The sequence below is a fragment of the Pseudomonas sp. GW456-L13 genome, assembly GCF_017350115.1.
In the GTDB taxonomy this organism is placed as follows: domain Bacteria; phylum Pseudomonadota; class Gammaproteobacteria; order Pseudomonadales; family Pseudomonadaceae; genus Aquipseudomonas; species Aquipseudomonas jessenii.
Window position 1 is genome coordinate 416,165 of the sequence record NZ_JACNAS010000001.1, and the last position, 17,622, is coordinate 433,786.

The window sequence follows — 17,622 nt, forward strand, 5'->3', positions numbered from 1 at the left end:
TATGTCTTGAGGCCCCTTCGCGGGCAAGTCGGACCGCCGCACCGCCGCTCCCACAGTGTTTGAAGGTGTGGCTGCAATCTGTGGCAACTCACAATACCTGTGGGAGCGGGCTTGCCCGCGAAGAGGCCATCACTTCCAGCATTGATGTTGCCTGACACACCGTTTTCGTCGGAGCGCCGCCCGGAGCAAACTCGCTCCTACAGGTAACCCCCGTTTACAGGAGTACCCATGACCAGTCCGAAGAAAGCCGCCGCGCCAGCCCCTCGTGCCGAAACCACACGAATCCGCGAAGGCCTGCCCTTTCCGCTGGGTGCCACCTGGGATGGACTGGGAGTCAACTTCGCTCTGTTTTCCGCCCACGCCACCAAGGTTGAACTGTGCCTGTTCGACGACGCTGGCGAAGTGGAACTCGAACGCATCGAACTGCCCGAATACACCGACGAGATTTACCACGGCTACCTGCCCGACGCCCATCCGGGGTTGGTTTATGGCTATCGCGTCTACGGTCCGTACGACCCGGCCAACGGCCATCGCTTCAACCCCAACAAACTGCTGATCGACCCCTACGCCAAACAACTGGTGGGCAAGTTGAAATGGTCCGAAGCGCTGTTCGGCTACACCATCGGCCACCCCGACGCCGACCTCAGCTTCGATGAGCGCGACAGCGCGCCCTTCGTGCCCAAATGCAAGGTCATCGACCCGGCGCACACCTGGGGCCACGATCATCGTGTCAGCGTGCCGTGGGACAGGACGATCATCTATGAAACCCATGTGCGCGGCTTCAGCATGCGTCACCCTGCCGTCCCCGAGAATCTGCGCGGCACCTTTGCCGGGTTGATGGTCGATGAAGTGGTCGAGCACATCCGCAAACTCGGTGTGTCGACCGTGGAGCTGCTGCCGATCCATGCGTTCGTCAACGACCAGCATTTGCTGCACAAGGGCATGACCAACTATTGGGGCTACAACAGCATTGCATTCTTCGCCCCCGACCCGCGGTACCTGGCCAGTGGCAAGATTGCCGAATTCAAGGAAATGGTCGCGCACCTGCACGAAGCCAATCTGGAGGTGATCCTCGACGTGGTCTACAACCACACCGCCGAGGGCAACGAACAAGGCCCGACCCTGTCCATGCGCGGCATCGACAATGCGTCCTACTACCGCCTGATGCCCGATGACAAACGCTTCTATATCAACGATTCCGGCACCGGCAACACCCTGGACCTGAGCCACCCGTGCGTGCTGCAAATGGTCACCGACTCCCTGCGCTACTGGGCCACGGAAATGCACGTGGACGGCTTTCGCTTTGACCTCGCAACCATCCTTGGGCGCTATCACGACGGTTTCGACGAGCGCCACAGTTTCCTGGTGGCCTGCCGCCAGGACCCGGTGCTGCGCCAGGTCAAACTGATCGCCGAGTCGTGGGACTGCGGCCCCGGCGGTTATCAGGTCGGCAATTTTCCGCCGGGCTGGGTCGAGTGGAACGACAAGTTCCGCGACACCGTGCGCGCCTTCTGGAAAGGCGACGACGGGCAACTGGCGGACTTTGCCAACCGCCTGACCGCTTCGGGCGAAATGTTCAACCAACGTGGTCGGCGGCCTTACTCATCAGTCAATTTCGTCACCGCCCACGACGGTTTCACCCTCAACGACCTGGTGTCCTACAACGACAAGCACAACGAAGCCAACGACGAAAACAATCAAGACGGCAGCAACAACAACCTGTCCTGGAACCACGGCGTCGAAGGCCCCACCGACGATCCCGAGATCAACGCGCTGCGCCATCGGCAGATGCGCAATTTCTTCGCCACCCTGCTGCTGGCCCAAGGCACGCCGATGCTGGTGGCCGGCGACGAGTTCGCCCGCACCCAGGACGGCAACAACAATGCGTACTGCCAGGACAGCGAGACCGGCTGGGTCAACTGGGACCTCAGCGACGACGGCAAGGCCCTGCTCAAGTTCGTCAAACGCCTGATCAAATTGCGCCTGACCTACCCGGTCCTGCGGCGCGGGCGTTTCCTGGTGGGTAATTACAACGAGGACATCGGCGTCAAGGACGTGACCTGGCTGGCGCCGGACGGTACGGAAATGACCACCGAGCATTGGCACGATGCGCACAATCGATGCCTGGGCATGCTGCTCGATGGCCGCGCCCAGGAAACCGGCATTCGCCGCAAAGGCGTCGACGCGACATTGATGCTGGTGGTCAACGCACATCACGACATCGTCAATTTCCGGCTGCCTGAAGTGCCTGACGGTGGTTTCTGGACATGCATGATCGACACCAACCAACCGTCGATCCGCGGCCAGGAGCGCTTTGAGTTTGGCCACGAGTACTCGGTCACCGGCCGTTCGTTGCTGCTGTTCGAATTGCAGCATGAGGAAGAAGAGTAAAAGAGACGCCAGGTATTCATAGCCGTGACACCGCAGGGCGGAAATATCATTGCGGACAACTTCACGACGCGACGAATAGCGTTACATGAGCAATACTCGATTTGCGGCAATCCAGGGTTTGGCTTGTCGCGCCGCTATCCACCAGCCCTCAAGGGTCTGCCGGGCTTGTCCCATGCACGACTGAAGGCGACGCAGAACAAGGACGTATCCACCATGAAACCCGTTTCCCTGAGCGAAGTCAGCCTGCCCTCACAGATCTGGAACAGCGCCCCGCAACTGGACAGCATTCCGGTCATCAACACCCAATCCCTGGTACCCACCGGCGCACGCGTGGTGCTCATTGCCCCGCACCCCGGCGATGAAGTCGTGACCTGCGGCGGCCTGCTGCAATTGCTCAGTAACCTGGGCCACCCGCTGCAATTGATCTCGATCACCGACGGCAGCGCCAGCCATCCGGGGTCACAGCAGTGGTCGGAAAAACGCCTCAGCGTATTTCGTCCCCAGGAAAGCGTGGAAGCCATACGTCGACTCGGGTTGCCGATGCACAGCCTGAAGTGGATTCGTGGCGGGTTTACCGATAACGCGCTGGCGGAGCAGGAAGATCAGATCGCCCGATTCATCACGCGCTACCTGCGCCCAGGTGATGTGGTGTTCAGCACCTGGCGCCAGGACGGCAATGTCGACCACGACACGGTTGGCCGCGCGAGCGCCAGGGCGGCGGCCAATATCGGGGCCACCTACAACGACGTACCGTTCTGGGCCTGGCACTGGCCGGCACGGGACCGGGAGCTGATTCCCTGGCACCGTGCCCGCAAGGTGCGCCTCGATACCTGGACCGTCGCCCGCAAGAGTCACGCCACCCACGCCTACGCCAGCCAACTGGACGGCGAACCGGCCATCGGCCTCGCGCCGTTGCTGCCCCGGCCGCTGCTGGAGCGTATCCGTTTGCCTTATGAAATTGTGCTGGTTTGAAAACGCAGCCCATTGGACTGAACTGCCTGCTATCGCATCAGTCGCATACATAAGCAGCCCTGAGTCAGAGGAGTGCATGTGGCCAGTCATTCAAAACCGCAGGTAACCGAATCAATGCCATTGAACACGCCCCCCGCGATTCATCGGCTTCGCGTGCTGACGGTCAACACCCATAAGGGTTTTACCGCACTCAACCGGCGCTTCATCCTTCCTGAATTGCGTGAAGCGGTGCGCAGTACGTCGGCAGACCTGGTGTTCCTGCAAGAAGTCGTCGGCGAGCACGACCGCCACTCCTCCCGCTACAACGATTGGCCACAAACCTCGCAATATGAATTCCTCGCCGACAGCATGTGGAGCGACTTCGCCTATGAGCGCAATGCCGTCTACCCCGACGGTCACCATGGCAATGCCCTGCTGTCGAAATATCCGATCCGCGAGTATCGAAACCTGGATGTTTCCATTACCGGCCCGGAACGCCGTGGCTTGCTGCACTGCGTGCTGGACGTGCCGGGGCATCGCGAAGTGCATGCGATTTGCGTTCACCTCAGCCTGCTGGAAAGCCATCGTCAGCTGCAATTGCAGTTGCTCTGTCAGCTCCTCGAGTCCCTGCCGGATGATGCGCCGGTGATCATTGCCGGCGACTTCAACGACTGGCAGATGCAGGGCAATGCCACCCTTGCCCGCCACGATTACTTGCACGAAGCCTTCGAACGCCACCTGGGTCGTCCTGCCAAAACCTACCCCGCACGGTTTCCCTTGCTGCGCCTGGACCGCGTCTACCTGCGCAACGCCAGCAGCCATGAGCCGCAAATACTGGGAAACAAGCCGTGGACGCACCTGTCCGACCATTTGCCGCTGGCGGTGGAAGTGCATCTCTGAATCACGGCCATTCATTGCCAGGTGTCGGCGTCGATAGCACCGGCCCCTTCGCGAGCAAGTCGAATCGTCGCACCGCCGCTCCCACACTGGATTGATGCCGTACTCAAAACCAGTGTGGGAGCGGGCTTGCTCGCGAATAGCAGCACCGCCGACCTCGAATCAGCCCTGCGGCCTTAACATCAACACCGCCAACGGCGGCAAATTCAGCACCAACGACAACGCCTGGCCATGGCTCGGCGTTTCCTCGGCAACCGCCCCGCCACTGTTGCCGTAGTTGGAACCGGCATAAATGGACGAGTCGCTGTTGAGCACCTCGTTCCACTGCCCGGCAAACGGCACCCCGACGCGATAAGCCTCGCGAGGCACTGGCGTGAAGTTGGCCACCACCAACACCGGTTCGCCGTCCTTGCTCCAGCGCAACCACGCATAAACGCTGTTGATCGCGTCATCGCCGATCAGCCATTGGAAACCCTGCGGCACGTCGTCCTGCTCATGCAGCGCCGGCTCTTCGCGGTACAAGCGGTTGAGGTCGGCCACCAGTTTCTGCACCCCCTGGTGCTCGGGGTATTGCAGCAGGTACCAGTCCAGTTGCTGGTCATGGTTCCACTCGCGCCACTGGCCGAACTCGCAGCCCATGAACAGCAGTTTCTTGCCCGGATGCGCCCACATGAAACTCAGGTAGGCCCGCAGGTTGGCGAATTTCTGCCAGCGGTCGCCGGGCATCTTGTCGATCAGCGAGTGTTTGCCGTGCACCACTTCATCGTGGGAGATCGGCAGGATGAAGCGCTCGGACCACGCATACACCAGGCCGAAACTCAGTTCGTTGTGGTGATGGGCGCGGTACACCGGGTCCTGCTGGATGTAATGCAGCGAGTCGTGCATCCAGCCCATGTTCCATTTGTAGGCAAAGCCCAGGCCGCCCTGTTGGGTGCCCTGGCTTACACCGGGCCATGCGGTGGATTCCTCGGCGATCACCAGCGCACCGGGCGCTTCGAGGGCCACCACGTCATTGAGGTGACGCAGGAAGTCGATGGCTTCCAGGTTCTCCCGCCCGCCATGGCGGTTCGGCACCCACTCGCCGGCCTTGCGCGAGTAGTCGCGGTAGAGCATCGAGGCCACTGCATCGACCCGCAGGCCGTCGACGTGGAAATGCTTGAGCCAGTGCAGCGCCGACGCCAGCATGTAACCATGCACTTCGGTGCGACCCAGGTTGTAGATCAGTGTGTCCCAGTCCTGATGGAAACCTTCCTGCGGGTTGCCGTACTCGTACAGCGCCGTGCCGTCGAACTGGGCCAGGCCGTGGGTATCGGTGGGGAAATGCGCCGGCACCCAATCGAGAATCACCCCGAGTTCGGCCTGGTGGCAGGCGTTGATGAACGCGGCGAACTCGTCCGGCGTGCCATACCGCGCACTCGGCGCGAATTGCGACAACAACTGATAACCCCACGAGCCGCCGAACGGGTGCTCCATGATCGGCATCAGTTCGATGTGGGTGAAACCGAGGTCTTTGACATAGGGAATCAGCCGCTCGGTCAATTCGGGCCAGGTGTACTGGCGGGCCACTTCGCCCAGATCGTCCAGCTCGCATTGCCACGAGCCGGCGTGCAATTCGTAGATCGACAACGGCGCCGTCACCCGCTGGCGGTCGCCCCGGGACATCATCCAGTCCTGATCCTGCCAGTCGATGTTCAAGGGTGAAGCGACTTTCGAGGCGGTGTCCGGTGGCAGGCTGGTGGCCAACGCCACGGGGTCGGCCTTCAACGGCAGGATGCCGTGGGCGCCGAGAATCTCGTATTTGTAGGTGTCCCCGGCTTGCAGGCGCGGGATGAACAATTCCCAGACGCCTGTGGGGTGACGCAGGCGCATCGGGTGCCGGCGCCCGTCCCAGACGTTGAAATCACCAACCACCGACACCCGCCGGGCATTCGGCGCCCACACGGCGAAACGCACGCCGTCGATGCCGTCCACGGTTTTCAGTTGCGCGCCCAGGCACCCGCTGAGGTCGCGGTGATTGCCTTCGGCAAACAGATACAAATCCATTTCGCCCAACAACGGACCGAAGCTGTAAGGATCTTCTGCCGTTTGCTCGCCGCCGGCCCAACGGGTACGCAGCAGATACGCTTGCGCACGTTCGAAATGCCCGACAAACAATCCCGGCGTCTCTGTGGCTTCAAGTTGGCCGAGCTCTTGTCCGGTATCCCTGGCCAGCACCTGCACACTCAAGGCACCCGGCAGATACGCGCGAATGAATTGCCCGCCAGCGCCATCAGCGTGGGGGCCAAGAATCGCAAAAGGATCGATATGCTCGGCGCGCACCAATGCGTCGATATCCCGCGCCCTGGGCAGCAGCGCTTCTTTGTGATGACCCTGTTCCTTGTTCGAGACACTCATGACTACTCTCCACCAAGATCGGAAAAGGGTTTAAGCCCACTCAATAATCCATATAAACCGTGCAACGGCACGGGCAACCAGGCGGGGCGATTTTCCGCCTCATAAGCCACTTCATACGCCGCCTTCTCCAGACCGAACAACGCCAGCGCGGCATCCTCGCCTTCGGGATCTTGCCATGCATGGGCAAGACTAGCTGCCGCCAGCCGATAAGCGTCGACAAATGCTTGCCGCGCCTCGCTCAAGTAGCGATCGGTGACCCGCAAGCGCGCGGCATCGGCCGCTGCGGTGTTATCGACGCTCTGCACGTTGATCGCCATCGCCGCCGCATAGTCGAAGGACCGCAGCACGCCGCTGACATCCTTGTACGGGCTGTGTTTGCCCCGTCGTTCATGCAATGGCCGGGCCGGTTCGCCTTCGAAGTCGATCAGGTAGGCATCGCCCTTGATCACCAGCACCTGCCCCAGGTGCAGGTCGCCGTGTACACGAATGCGCAAGCCGCCCGCGATCTTTTTGCCCAACGCCTGTACATGGCCGAGGATGGCTTTCTTGTTGTCCAGTAAACGACCGACCAGGGTCTGGTCCGCCGGGTCAAGTTGATGTTTATGCTGCTTGAGCAAGTTCAGCGCGCGCTCGATTTGCGCCGCGACATCCTTGGCCGAGGCCAGCGCCTCCTTCTGCGTAGTGACCTGGGGCAAAAAGTCCGGGTTGGCACTCGGCGCCGCCAGCACCTGGTGCATTTCCCCCAGACGCTGACCAAGCATAGCGGCGAAATCTTTCAGTTCGCCGAGCGCGTTGTAATGCTGTTCCTGCTCGGACACGGCGTCGGCCAGTTCATCACGAAGCGCCCGTTCGAGGTTGTTCTGGGTCCATTCCCAGGCGTCGCCCTGATTGCTCAGGTAGCCTTGGGCGATCATCAGCAAATTATCTTCACCCGCCCCGTCCCGGCGCACCACGGCCCCCAGCAATGGTGAAATATTGCTGAACCCGGCTTGCGTCAGGTACGCGCTCATTTCCAGCTCAGGGTGCACGCCGCAGGCGACCTTGCGGATCAGCTTCAGCACCAGGCTGTTGCCGATCACCACCGAGCTGTTGGACTGTTCGGCCGACAGGTAACGCACCGGCGACTCGGCATTGAGGCCGAGTTTTTCCAGTTCGGCGGTGGACTCGAAGCGAATGTCGCCATCGCTGGAGGCCAATACGGTGCCGGCCTGAATGCCCTGCAATACGGCATGCACAAAGGTGTCCAGGCTGAAGGCATCGGTGATCAGGCCGACCTGGCGCCCACGCCGTACCCGCGACAATGCCAATTGCTGCGGCAAGGGAGTACCGACCTGATCTTCCGAGATAAAACCGAACGGCAACTGGTAGCGGCTGCTCTGGCCACCGCTGGTGACATTGATCTCGCTGAACAGCACCGGGTGCTGCGGATCGCCGAATCGCACGCCATAGGCCAGTTCGACCTGTTCGATGGCGGCGTCCTTACCTGCGAACCAGCGGCGGTTCTGCAACCAGTTGGGCAGGATGCTTTGCTCCAGCGTGGTGCGTGACGGTGCTTCGAGCAGTTCCTCCATGCGTTTTTTCAGCACCAGCGTGGTGAAGTCCGGCAGGCTCTGTGCAGGCTCCACGTGCCAGCTCGGCATCTGGTTTTCCGCGGCGAGGCCGAACCAGTAGAAGCCGTAAGGCGCCAGCGTCAGGAGGAAGTTCAGCTGGCCGATGGGGGGGAATGCGTTACCCCCGAGCATCTCCACCGGCACCATGCCGACGTAGGCCGACAGATCCAGCTCGGCGGCCTGGGCGCTGCGCGACACGTTGGCCACGCACAGAATGATTTCGTGTTTGCCGTCCACCCCGGTGTATTCACGGGTGTAGGCCAGAATCCGCCGGTTGCTGGGCGACAGCATCTTCAACGTGCCGCGCCCGAAGGCCTTGGAATGCTTGCGCACGGCAAGCATGCGCCGGGTCCAGTTCAATAGCGAATGCGGGTCGCCAGCCTGGGTTTCGACGTTGACCGACAGGTAGCCGTATTGCGGGTCCATGATCGGCGGCAGCACCAGACTCGCCGGGTCGGCTCGGGAGAAACCGCCGTTACGGTCGATGGACCATTGCATCGGCGTACGCACACCGTCGCGGTCGCCGAGGTAGATGTTGTCGCCCATGCCGATCTCATCGCCGTAATACAGGGTCGGCGTGCCGGGCATGGACAGCAGCAGGCTGTTAAGCAACTCGACCCGACGGCGGTCGCGTTCCATCAGCGGCGCCAGACGCCGGCGAATCCCCAGGTTGATCCGCGCCCGGCGGTCGGCGGCATAGTAATTCCACAGGTAGTCGCGTTCCTTGTCGGTGACCATCTCCAGGGTCAGCTCATCGTGGTTGCGCAGGAAGATCGCCCATTGGCAGTTGGCGGGTATATCCGGGGTCTGGCGCAGAATGTCGGTAATCGGGAAACGATCTTCCTGGGCCAGCGCCATATACATGCGCGGCATCAACGGGAAGTGGAAGGCCATGTGGCATTCATCGCCGTTCAGGCCTTTCTTGTCGGTGTCGCCGAAGTACAACTGAGTATCCTCCGGCCACTGATTGGCCTCGGCCAGCAACATGCGGTCGGGGTAGTTGGCGTCGATTTCCGCACGGATCTTTTTCAGGACGTCGTGGGTTTCCGGCAAGTTCTCATTGTTGGTACCGTCGCGCTCGATCAGGTAGGGAATCGCGTCCAGGCGCAAGCCGTCGATGCCCATGTCGAGCCAGTAACGCATCACCGACAGCACCGCTTTCATGACTTGCGGGTTATCGAAGTTCAGGTCCGGTTGGTGGGAGTAGAAACGGTGCCAGAAGTATTGGCCGGCGACCGGGTCCCAGGTCCAGTTGGACTTCTCTGTATCGAGAAAGATGATGCGGGTGCCATCGTATTTTTGATCGTCATCGGACCACACGTAGAAGTCCCGCGCCGCCGATCCGGGTTTGGCCTTGCGCGCCCGCTGGAACCACGGGTGCTGGTCGGAGGTGTGGTTGATGACCAGTTCGGTGATCACCCGCAGGCCGCGTTTGTGCGCCTCGGCAATGAAGCGCCTGGCATCGGCCATGGTGCCGTAGTCGCTGTGTACGCCACGGTATTCGGCGATGTCGTAGCCGTCATCGCGCCGTGGCGAGGGGTAGAACGGCAACAGCCAGATGGTGTTGACGCCCAGGTCGGCGATGTAATCGAGCTTGGCGATGAGGCCGGGAAAGTCGCCAATCCCGTCGTTGTTGGAGTCGAAATACGATTTGACGTGGACTTGATAGATCACCGCGTCCTTGTACCAGAGCGGGTCCTTGATGAACGTGGCTGCCTTGGGTTTCTTCGCCATGTGCAACTCCTGGTGAATTCGACTTGGCCACAGGCTGAGAATCCCCTGTGGTGAGGATGCTTACCTGTGGCGAGGGGGCTTGCCCCCGTTCGGCTGCGAAGCAGTCGTCAATACAGCGACTTGGTGTGTTGGAAAGAAAGAGCGGGGCCGCTTCGCGACCCAACGGGGGCAAGCCCCCTCGCCACAGGCAGCCCCCTCGCCACCGGCAAGCTCGCTCCCACAAGTTCAGCGTCTACGCGGTAATGCGCCAAATCCCGAACGGCTGATACGCCGGGTCGATCCGCATGAACTGCTGCTTGCCGTGCCAGGTCCAGCGATGACCATTCATCAAATCTTCGCCCTGGGTGCTGGCGTAGTCAGGCAAGCCCATGTCCCACAACGGCAACTCGAAGTTCGCTTCCTGCACGTTGTGCGGATCGAGACTGACCGCCACCAGAATGAAATTGCCTCCATCGGCGCTGCGCTTGCCGAAGTACAGGATGTTGTCGTTCCAGGCGTTGTAGACCTTCAGGCCCAGATGCGTGTGCAACGCCGGGTTCTGCCGTCGGATACGGTTGAGCTGGGCGATCTCGGCAATGATGTTGCCCGGCGCGTTGAAGTCCCGCGGGCGGATCTCATACTTCTCGGAATCGAGGTATTCCTCCTTACCCGGTACCGGAGCCGACTCGCACAACTCGAAACCCGAATACATGCCCCACAGGCCCGAGCCCATGGTCGCCAGCACGGCGCGAATGAGAAACCCGGGACGCCCGGATTCGTGGAGGAACGCCGGGTTGATGTCCGGTGTATTGACGAAGAAATTCGGCCGGTAGCATTCTCGCCACGGCGATTCGTTGAGTTCGGTGAAGTAGGTCGCCAGTTCGGCCTTGGTGTTACGCCAGGTGAAATAGGTGTAGCTCTGGGAGTAACCGACCTTGCCCAGGCGCGCCATCATTGCCGGGGTGGTAAAGGCTTCGGCGAGGAAGATCACCTCGGGGTACAGCGCCCGTACATCGGCGATCAGCCATTGCCAGAACGGCAACGGCTTGGTGTGCGGATTATCGACGCGAAAGATCTTCACGCCCTCCTCGACCCAGCCCACCACGATGTCGCGCAGTTCCACCCACAGGCTCGGAATCGCCTCGGGGGTATAGAAGTCGACGTTGACGATGTCCTGGTATTTCTTCGGTGGGTTCTCGGCATATTTGATCGTGCCGTCCGGCCGCCAGTTGAACCAGCCGGGGTGTTGCTTGAGCCATGGATGGTCCTGGGAACACTGGATGGCAAAATCCAGGGCGATTTCCAGACCATGGGCCGCAGCGGCCGCCACCAGTCGGCGAAAGTCTTCGCGGGTACCCAATTGCGAGTGAATCGCCTCGTGCCCGCCTTCCTCGCTACCAATCGCATAGGGGCTGCCCGGATCATCGGGACCCGCCGTCAGCGAGTTGTTCGGGCCTTTGCGGTAGCTGCGCCCGATCGGGTGGATCGGCGGGAAATACAGCACATCGAAACCCATGTCCTGGATCATCGCCAGTCGCGTATGCACGTCATTGAAGGTGCCATGGCGCGTCGGGCTGTCGGTGATCGAGCGCGGGAACAATTCATACCAACTGGCGAACTGCGCCAGTTCGCGCTCGACATCCACCGGGTACTCCGGGCTCAGGCTCAGGTAGGCGCGATGATTGACGCGGGCCATGAGGTCGGCGCTACGGGGGTGCAAAAACAGTGCGACCTGCTCGGTTTCGAGCAGTCCTGACAGTTCATGGTGCAAGGCCGCCAGTTGCTCGCTGAGTAGCCCTTCGCTACGCTCGGCGGCCTGCTGGACGTGAATCCGCCCTTCCTGCAATTCCAGACTGACGGGCACTGCTGCCGCATGCTTCTTTTCCAGCTCATGGCAAAAACTGGCGAACTGATCGATCCAGGCTTCGATACAGAACAGATAACGGCCCTGGCTGTCGACCCGGAACTGCCCTTGCCAGCCGTTATTGCCCAGGTCGTTCATGGCCGCGCTTTGCCAGGCGTCCTCGTCCTCGGCCCGCCAGCGCACGCGCACCGCCAGCTTGTCATGCCCGTCGGCGAAGACCTTGGCCGTCACCACCACGTCCTGCCCCACCACGGCCTTGACGGCGAATTGTCCGCCTTCAAGGATCGGCATGATGTTTTCAATGACGATACGCGGCAGCAACAACGCCTGCGACAGCGGCATGTGCGGGTTGTAGCTCAACTCAGTCGGTTTTTCAGCCGTCATCGAGCCTCTCTCCTTACGCCCCATGGACGCGCTTGTGTCTGGTCGCCACCCCGCCGGGCAATCCGCCCCGGGATGCACTCACTTAGGTTCCGAGCGACAGCCGCCGGGAAAGTTTCATCGGCAATTCCCGGAATCAAGTCCTTCGCGCCGCGGTCAACCAATCAGTCCACCTACTTAAGCACGACTCACGCCATGTGCCACCGGAGGCTTGAACAATGAACAATCCATTCCCGGCTGAAACCCCCGATCCCAACATCGACAACCCGGTGATCCCACCCAGCGATCCGCAACCGGTGCCCGAACAGGATCCGCCCGGCACGAACCCGCCACCAAGGGAAGATCCGCCAACGACAATGCCGCCGGTGATTGTGCCCCCTGAATGACGACAGTTGATCGCTCCCATACTGCCGGGGAACGATCTCATTGGTGATCCTTGTCGATCAGTTTCACAATCCCCGGCATCACACTGAACACTCCCAGCGCCAACAACGTACTGAACACCGCCGTCGCCTCCCGGCCCAGCCCTGCCGCGACGCCGATGGCGGCGGTCATCCACAGGCCGGCGGCGGTGGTCAGGCCCTTGACGTGCCCCTCATCGCCGTCGCGGTTTTTCAGGATAGTGCCAGCCCCCAGGAAGCCGATCCCGGCAATCACGCCCTGCACCACCCGACTCATGGCATCGGCCTGTGAGCCGGACATCTGCGGCACCAACACGAACAGCGCCGCCCCCATCGCCACCAGCATGTGGGTGCGCACGCCGGCGGCCTTGCCCTGGTGTTCACGCTCGAACCCGAGAATTCCGCCCAGCACCGCGGCCATCAACAGGCGCACGGTCACTCGCGTCAATTGCGAGGCATCGCCGATGTCGGCGAACTCGCCTTGCAGCGTCACCCAGACTTCGTGCCACCAAGTGTTCATGGGATTGTCCTTGTGAGGGGCCATGGACGGTGGACCGCAGCGACCATTAATCAGTTGCACAGAACGATGACCGGCGGTTGCGGCCTGAAACTTTAGTTTCCACTGAAAAAAGGATCCCGCCATGACCGTACGCATCGAGAACCAGACCTGCTTTTTCACCACTGAAAATGGCGAACTCATTCGTCTGTGTCCCGACGTGACCATCATCACCGACGGTGCCATGGCCATGTCGGCAGTGGACATCGAAGGCGAGCGCATCTACATCACGGAAGCCGAGGCCGACGCCTTGACCGTCGCAGGCGCGGTGGATGGACGCCGGCACCTGAAAGCTACCGACAGTGGTTCGGTGATTTGACCGGGTTTGATCCGCACTTGCCGCCGCTGCTTTGCAAAGCTCCATGGACCCTGCAGCGGTGGCTGCTTCAAGTTGTCGCAGTCCGTGCAAACATGGCCATCTGATCCGCTTTTTAATGCAATACCTGAGTCTGTTATGCAAACAGATCACCGCTCATAGTGCTCATGCCTGATGGAGGCTGATGAGCGAATGACCATGAGCGAAAGAATCCCCGTCCGAACCGTAGAAACATTCGAGCCTTCGCGCCCCAAGATGAAGGCCAAATCCAGCGACAACCTGATCCACACCCGCAGCTTCACCGGGCTATACCGCAACCTGCGCATCAGCGGCGCCGGTTTTCTGTTTGTGCTGTTTTTCGGCACCGTGTGGCTGAACTGGGGCGGCCGCCAGGCGGTGCTCTGGGATCTTTCGCAAAGCAAGTTCCATATCTTCGGCGCGACCTTCTGGCCGCACGATTTCATCCTGCTCTCGGCGTTGTTGATCATTGCCGCGTTCGGCCTGTTTGCGATCACCGTGTTCGCGGGCCGGGTCTGGTGCGGCTACACCTGCCCACAAAGTTCATGGACCTGGATCTTCATGTGGTGCGAGAAGATCACCGAAGGCGAACGCAACCAGCGGATCAAGTTGCAAGCCGCGCCGTGGGGCCTGAACAAGCTGATGCGTCGCGCGGCCAAGCACACCTTGTGGTTGGCCATCAGCCTGCTGACCGGCCTGACCTTCGTCGGCTACTTCACGCCGATCCGGCCGTTGGCCGAAGAGCTGCTGACCTTCCAGATGAGTGGCGTCAGCCTGTTCTGGATGCTGTTCTTCACCGGCGCCACGTACATCAATGCCGGTTGGCTGCGTGAAGCGGTGTGCATGCACATGTGTCCCTACGCGCGGTTTCAGAGCGTGATGTTCGACAAGGACACCCTGACCATTTCCTACGACGTGGCCCGTGGCGAGAGTCGTGGCCCACGCAAGCGCGAAGTCAAACCGGCCGAGGTCGGGCTGGGTGATTGCATCGACTGCCAGCTGTGCGTACAGGTCTGCCCCACCGGCATCGATATCCGCGACGGCTTGCAGATGGAATGCATCGGTTGCGCGGCGTGCATCGACGCCTGTGACTCGATCATGGACAAAATGGGCTACGCCCCAGGGTTGATCAGCTACACCTCAGAGCATCAGTTGCAGGGTGGCAAGACGCACCTGCTGCGCCCACGTCTTGTCGGCTACACCGCCGTGCTGCTGGTGATGATCGCAGCCCTGGTGATGGCGCTGGTGGAACGACCGATGGTGTCCCTTGATGTCAGCAAGGACCGGGGCCTGTTCCGCGAGAACAGCCAGGGGCAGATCGAAAACATCTACAGTCTGAAGGTGATCAACAAAACCCAGCAGCGTCAGGACTATCAATTGAGCCTGGTGGATGCCGATGATTTCCAGTTGCAGGGCAGGACCGAATTCAGCCTGGCGCCGGGCGAAATTGTCGATGTGCCGGTGTCGGTGGCGATGCTCACGGAGCGTCCGGCCAGCAGTTCACAGAGCCTCGGCTTCAAGGTGGTCGACAGCGATGAGCCTGGCGTCTACAGCGTGGCGAAGAGCCGGTTTGTGGCGCCAATGAATCGCTGAGCCTTTAAGATGCTGACCTTTGTGAAGTGCAGTCTTGTTTTGGCAATGCAATCCACTGTGGCGAGGGGGCTTGCCCCCGTTGGATCGCGAAGCGGCCCCAAAATGGGACTGCTGCGCAGTCCAACGGGGGCAAGCCCCCTCGCCACAATTAATCGAACCGACTCCATTGCGGGACACCGATGAAACGCTACGAAAAATTCGCCGACGACATCGCAGAACTGATCCGCTCCGGCGTCCTGGGTCCCGGCCAGCGGGTGCCGTCGGTGCGCTACGCCAGCCAGACCTACGGGGTCAGCCCGTCGACGGTGTTCCAGGCCTATTACCTGCTGGAGCGTCGCGGCCTGATCCGCGCTCGGCCGCGCTCCGGCTATTTCGTCAACGCCCACGCACCCCGGCCGTTTTCCGAGCCGGTGATCAGCAATGAGGTCAACGAGTCGACGGAAGTAGACGTCAGCGAACTGGTGTTTTCGGTGCTCGACTCGATCAAGGACCCGAACACCGTGCCCTTCGGCTCGGCGTTCCCCAGCCCGACGTTGTTTCCCCTGCAACGTTTGTCCCGCTCCCTGGCCAGCGCCAGCCGCGACATGGACCCGCGCATGGTGGTCACCGACATGTCGCCGGGCAACCCGCAACTGCGCCGGCAAATCGCCCTGCGCTATATGGTCGGCGGGCTGATGTTGCCCATGGAGGAACTGCTGATCACCAACGGCGCCCTCGAAGCCCTGAACCTTTGCCTGCAAGCGGTGACCGAACCTGGCGATCTGGTGGCCATCGAAGCCCCGGCGTTCTACGCCTGTCTGCAAGTACTCGAACGCCTGAAACTCAAGGCCGTGGAAATTCCCGTGCACCCGCGCGATGGCATCGACCTCGGCGTACTCGAGCAAACCCTGGAACGGCATCCGATCAAGGCCTGCTGGTGCATGACCAGTTTCCAGAACCCCATGGGCGCGACCCTGCCCGAGGCCAAGAAACAGCAGCTTGTGGAATTGTTGCGGCGCCACCAGGTGCCGCTGATCGAAGACGATGTCTACGCCGAACTCTATTACGGCCAGCAAGCACCGAAACCAGCCAAGGCCTTTGATACCGAAGGCCTGGTGATGCACTGTGGTTCATTCGCCAAGAGCCTGGCCCCTGGCTACCGCATCGGCTGGGTGGCTGCCGGGCGTTACGCACAGAAAATCGAACGGCTGAAACTCATGACCTCGCTGTGCGCCTCGATGCCGGCCCAGGCGGCAATCGCCGATTACCTGCAACACGGCGGCTACGACCGGCACCTGCGTAAATTGCGCCACGCCCTGGAAGACCAGCAAAGCGCCATGCTCGCCGCCATCGCCCGCTATTTCCCGGCGCAGACGCGGGTCAGTCAACCGGCCGGCGGGTACTTTCTGTGGCTGGAATTGCCGCAGCAGATGGATTCGTTGAAATTGTTCCAGATGGCATTGGCGCAAGGCATCAGCATTGCACCGGGGCCGATCTTTTCACCGACCCAGCGCTTCAGGAATTGTATTCGGTTGAATTACGGCAGCCCGTGGACCGAGGACTCGGAGAAGGCGATGGAGACGTTGGGGCGGATTGTGCGGTCGTTCTGACAGCGCCATGTCGTTTTATAAATTGCTATCGCGAGCAAGCTCGCTCCCACAGGTTTCTCTGTACACACAAGATTTGTGAGCACTTGAGATCCACTGTGGGAGCGAGCTTGCTCGCGATGAGGCCAGCGCAGACAACGCTTGTCTCAGGAACTAACGCCCACCACCAAGATCAACAAAAGTCCCCGTCGCATAGGAAGCCTTGTCCGACAACAACCAGACAATCGCCTCCGCCACTTCATCCGGACGGCCGCCCCGCGCCATCGGGATCGCCGATTCCAGCTTGCTGACCCGATCCGGATCGCCGCTCAAGGCATGGAAATCGGTGTAGATGTAACCCGGACGCACGGCGTTGACCCGAATCCCCTCACCCGCCACTTCCTTGGACAGGCCGATGGTGAAGGTGTCCAGCGCGCCTTTGGACGCTGCGTAATCCACGTACTCGTTGGGCGATCCCAAACGCGAGGCGACCGACGACACGTTGACGATGCTGCCGCCCTGCCCGCCGTGCCTGGGCGACATGCGCAGGATCGCGTGCTTGGCACAGAGCATCGGCGCCAGGACGTTGGTTTTCATGATTTTGAGAATGCGGAACTCGGACATCTCGTCGACCCGGGACTTCTGCCCGACGGTGCCGGCGTTGTTCACCAGCGCAGTGACCCGCCCCAGTTCACTGTCCACCCGATTGAACAGCGCGATCACTTCGTCTTCGATGCTGACGTCGGCCCGTACCGCAATGGCTTGCGCACCGAGGGCGCGGACTTGCTCCAGCACGCCGAATGCAGACTGTTCGTCCGCCTGATAGTTGATGCAGATCCGATAGCCCTGCGCGGCGGCCAACAGAGCGGTGGCGGCACCGATGCCGCGGCTACCGCCAGTGATGACTATGACTTTGTCCATGCGAGCTTTCCCCCAATCAAAGCTTAAGCGGTCGGGGGCAAGAATAACCGC

Annotated in this window: 12 protein-coding genes; 7 read left to right on the forward strand and 5 right to left on the reverse strand. The window is 61.2% G+C overall.

The genetic code is table 11. From position 1 onward, the window contains the following. Nucleotides 1-228 precede the first annotated feature (228 nt). The 3 genes from glgX (at nt 229) to J4D25_RS01845 (ending at nt 4,242) form a co-directional block, all read left to right on the forward strand. Nucleotides 229-2,391: a glycogen debranching protein GlgX gene (gene glgX, locus J4D25_RS01835; RefSeq protein WP_057714958.1), complete on the forward strand. Its 2,163-nt coding sequence runs from the start codon at nt 229-231 to the stop codon at nt 2,389-2,391. 213 nt (nt 2,392-2,604) lie between these two features. Continuing rightward, on the forward strand, nt 2,605-3,363 hold the full coding sequence (locus J4D25_RS01840) for a PIG-L deacetylase family protein (protein WP_057714959.1): 759 nt from the start codon (nt 2,605-2,607) through the stop codon (nt 3,361-3,363). A gap of 114 nt (nt 3,364-3,477) precedes the next feature. Continuing rightward, nucleotides 3,478-4,242 carry an endonuclease/exonuclease/phosphatase family protein gene (locus tag J4D25_RS01845; RefSeq protein WP_057714960.1) on the forward strand — a complete coding sequence of 255 codons (765 nt, stop codon included), beginning with the start codon at nt 3,478-3,480 and terminating at the stop codon, nt 4,240-4,242. 159 nt (nt 4,243-4,401) lie between these two features. On the opposite strand, the gene glgB is transcribed toward J4D25_RS01845, so the two are convergent. The 3 genes from glgB to J4D25_RS01860 all read right to left on the reverse strand — a co-directional run bounded on the left by glgB (nt 4,402) and on the right by J4D25_RS01860 (nt 12,204). Continuing rightward, nucleotides 4,402-6,633, reverse strand: coding sequence for a 1,4-alpha-glucan branching protein GlgB (glgB, locus tag J4D25_RS01850; RefSeq protein ID WP_057714961.1), 2,232 nt, complete (start codon nt 6,631-6,633; stop codon nt 4,402-4,404). A gap of 2 nt (nt 6,634-6,635) precedes the next feature. Then, nucleotides 6,636-9,977, reverse strand: a complete 3,342-nt coding sequence (treS, locus tag J4D25_RS01855) for a maltose alpha-D-glucosyltransferase (RefSeq protein WP_057714962.1) — start codon at nt 9,975-9,977, stop codon at nt 6,636-6,638. 232 nt (nt 9,978-10,209) lie between these two features. Further along, nucleotides 10,210-12,204 (reverse strand): alpha-1,4-glucan--maltose-1-phosphate maltosyltransferase, encoded by a 1,995-nt coding sequence (locus tag J4D25_RS01860; protein ID WP_057714963.1) that lies wholly within the window; start codon nt 12,202-12,204, stop codon nt 10,210-10,212. 215 nt (nt 12,205-12,419) lie between these two features. Here J4D25_RS01860 and J4D25_RS01865 point away from each other — a divergent pair, with 215 nt between their 5' ends. Continuing rightward, the gene (locus J4D25_RS01865) at nt 12,420-12,587 is read left to right on the forward strand and encodes a hypothetical protein (protein ID WP_198530240.1); all 168 of its coding nucleotides are present in this window, start codon (nt 12,420-12,422) and stop codon (nt 12,585-12,587) included. A 37-nt stretch (nt 12,588-12,624) separates the two neighbouring features. Here the strand turns inward: J4D25_RS01865 and J4D25_RS01870 are convergent, their stop codons facing one another. After that, entirely contained in the window at nt 12,625-13,122 is a 498-nt protein-coding gene (locus J4D25_RS01870) for an MgtC/SapB family protein (RefSeq protein WP_057714964.1), read from the reverse strand. 121 nt (nt 13,123-13,243) lie between these two features. Between J4D25_RS01870 and J4D25_RS01875 the strand changes: the two genes are divergently transcribed. From J4D25_RS01875 to mapR, 3 genes are all read left to right on the forward strand, one after another. Beyond that, nucleotides 13,244-13,477 carry a DUF3203 family protein gene (locus J4D25_RS01875; RefSeq protein ID WP_057714965.1) on the forward strand — a complete coding sequence of 78 codons (234 nt, stop codon included), beginning with the start codon at nt 13,244-13,246 and terminating at the stop codon, nt 13,475-13,477. A gap of 195 nt (nt 13,478-13,672) precedes the next feature. Continuing rightward, nucleotides 13,673-15,085 (forward strand): cytochrome c oxidase accessory protein CcoG, encoded by a 1,413-nt coding sequence (gene ccoG / locus J4D25_RS01880; RefSeq protein ID WP_057716613.1) that lies wholly within the window; start codon nt 13,673-13,675, stop codon nt 15,083-15,085. 179 nt (nt 15,086-15,264) lie between these two features. Then, nucleotides 15,265-16,674: a GntR family transcriptional regulator MpaR gene (mapR, locus tag J4D25_RS01885; protein WP_057714966.1), complete on the forward strand. Its 1,410-nt coding sequence runs from the start codon at nt 15,265-15,267 to the stop codon at nt 16,672-16,674. A 150-nt stretch (nt 16,675-16,824) separates the two neighbouring features. Here the strand turns inward: mapR and J4D25_RS01890 are convergent, their stop codons facing one another. Further along, nucleotides 16,825-17,571: an SDR family oxidoreductase gene (locus tag J4D25_RS01890; RefSeq protein WP_057714967.1), complete on the reverse strand. Its 747-nt coding sequence runs from the start codon at nt 17,569-17,571 to the stop codon at nt 16,825-16,827. Nucleotides 17,572-17,622 lie beyond the last annotated feature (51 nt).